The sequence below is a fragment of the Moorena sp. SIO2C4 genome, from assembly GCF_010672485.1.
Classification (GTDB): domain Bacteria; phylum Cyanobacteriota; class Cyanobacteriia; order Cyanobacteriales; family Coleofasciculaceae; genus Moorena; species Moorena producens.
On sequence record NZ_JAAHGN010001047.1, the window covers coordinates 1 to 2615 of the forward strand.

Sequence of the window (2615 nt, forward strand, 5' to 3'; positions counted from 1 at the left end):
TGGTGTCAACTTCATCGTCTGGTTCCGGGGTTTTATCTTGTACCGCTTGCGTGACTTGCTTTTGATATTTTCGGAGTCCGTAAAGCCTAGCAGAGAAACAGTGGAGGATGGACAGGATATCTTCGACGAGCTCTTGTTCTGGGGAGAGTTTGCGTTCATTGAGAACCACGAGCTTGACTCCACTTTTTTGGCATAACCACTCAAGTAATGGAAATCCAAATCGGACTGCTCTATCTGGGTATGCGACCACAAATGCCGAGATATCACAGCTGTATATTCGTTCCAATATTTTGAGGAACTTTCGCCGTTTAAAATTGAGTCCCGATCCAACTTCTGAAACAACTTCAGCATTTGGGTATTTTGACCGTAAAAATTCAGCTTGTCGATCAAGGTCATCTCGTTGGGAGTGTGTAGAGACTCTTGCATAACCGACAATGGGCTTACTCTGCGGATCTTCCCCTTCAATACAGAACCTTCTTTGATTGCCCTGAGTTCTGATGCTGTCAAGTTTTCCGTATTTGTCCCATCTTCTGAGGGTTGTAATGGAGACACCGTAATATTCGGCTGCCTCTTTTGGGGTGACATATTTTTTCATAACGGCTTAACCTCTACAAATCTATACTAAGAGATTTGGAGATTTATGACAAGGTTTGGAAAGATTATAGGCTAATAGCTACACCTCCGGACTTACTATGCCAAAATGCTACTTAAAACAACTGCCAAGATAGTTATACCTAGATTTTAAACTTCCCCATGGTAAATAAAAGGTTAATAGGGTGAGACCCCGCATTTTCCAAAGGAGCGCTAGGGAGCGCACACAAAAATACTGTCCAAAATTTCCTAACAATAGTTTTGGACATCCTAGGAAGGAATTTAACCTATTTAACCTATATTTAACCTATATTTAACCTAATAGGTGGTAAGCAAGAGCCCCTATTATTAATTACCTCAATTCATCCCTTCCAACAAAGTTTGTACTTTACCATCCGGGTGTAGCAGCACCCGAATTTTTGGTATACCTTCCCCTTCTAAAGGGGAAACAAAGGATTCACCGATCAGAGGTATGGGGGCGTTATCTATATAGGTTTTGGCTGCTTGCCCAAGGGGAATTATACGTCGGATTGTACCATTATTATTTAACCACAAACTATAGTTCAAGGTTTTCTGTAGCCCTTCGGGAGGTTGCCAGCGCTCCTGGAAATATCGTCTAGCTTCTGCTACCTGAGAAATCTTATCCAACAGGGTATTTTGAGATATCTGATTCGCAACGGTAGGCTCGGATGGTTTTAAGGAATCAGAAACAGGGCTACTCGGGAGATTCAGTCCAGGCACAGCTTGATCGATAACAGGGCTACTCCCGACATTTAGTCCAGGCACAGCTTGATCGATAACAGGGCTACTCCCGACATTTAGTCCAGGCACAGCTTGATCGATAATTCTAGAGGTAGAAGAACCTCTCTGGAGACTGGACACATTCTGTTGAGGAGCAGGGATGGCTTGAACCGCCACATTAGTAGTATAAGACCTAGAAGAAGTAGAAGTAGAAGTAATAGAAGTAGAAGAAATAGAAGACTCGGCCTCAGGGATTACCACTGTTTCTGTGGGGATCGATAGACTTTCTCTAGAGGAATCCTGAGTTGCCACGTCAGTAGGAGAGGGCGCTGGTTTAATCACTGGCAATTCTGACACAGTTTGTACTACAGCGATGGGACTGGGTGGAGTTGGTTTGGGTTGGGTATTTGCATCAGCAGTAGGTACATTGGTTTTACTAGCCTCAGAAACAGGTGCATCACCGTTACTAGCCCCAGGAGCAGCAGCAGGACTAACAGCAGAACTAGCTACAGGACTAGTAACAGAACTAGCTACAGGACTAACACCAGAACTAGTAGCACTCAGTTTAGGAGAGTCTGGTGTCCTAGCTGGAGCAGGAACAATCTTGAGCATCGGACGTGAATTCGGGCGTGAGGCTATTGCTGGCGCAGTGCGTACTGGTGCTGGAGAGGGTGGCTTAACGGGAGGCGGTGGCGGAGTGCGTACTGGTGGAGAGGGTGGCTTTACAGGAGGCGGTGGCGGTAACTTGGTTCCTGGGGACAGACGGGGTGGCACCGACGGAGTTGGGATGGGAGTGCTCGGTGCTGGGGGAACCTGGGAGATGGCTCGCTTTTTCCCAATCTTGCTGGAGTCTAATGCTGTTGTTTGTGATTGTGCTGTTGTTAGTGTTTTCGCTTGCTCAACAGGCTGAGGTTTATCAAGCAACTTAATCACTGCTGCTGTTACACCCACTGCCAACAGCATCGATGCTGCTGTACGCATCCAACCGGATGATTCTGGTTTCCAACTAGGCTGATTGAGTTTTGGTAGGGATACTACTTCAGCCGCATATTCATCCAAAGCGGTGGCTAGATCAAACAGCTGTGTAGCACTTAAATCAACTACTGACCCAGATTCTTCATTAGCCAGCTTACCCACAAACAGGCTATGGCTCAGTAACCCTTTCGATTGCAGATGGATTTCCTGAGTTGGAACTGCTGTGGCATTTTCTTCCTGAGGGGTTGGAAGAGTTAGGAGAGTTAAGGGAGTAACCTCAGCCGATCGCGTAGCGTGGCCTACGGCCT

2 protein-coding genes are annotated in these 2615 nt (G+C 46.3%); both read right to left on the reverse strand.

Annotated elements, in window-relative coordinates; all coding sequences use genetic code 11:
• The coding region (locus F6K20_RS33425) for an IS607 family transposase (RefSeq protein WP_287297639.1) at positions 1-595 on the reverse strand (595 nt) is incomplete at its 3' end.
• A 353-nt stretch (positions 596-948) separates the two neighbouring features.
• A partial coding sequence (locus tag F6K20_RS33430) for a DUF4335 domain-containing protein (RefSeq protein WP_287297641.1) occupies positions 949-2615 on the reverse strand: 1667 nt, incomplete at its 5' end.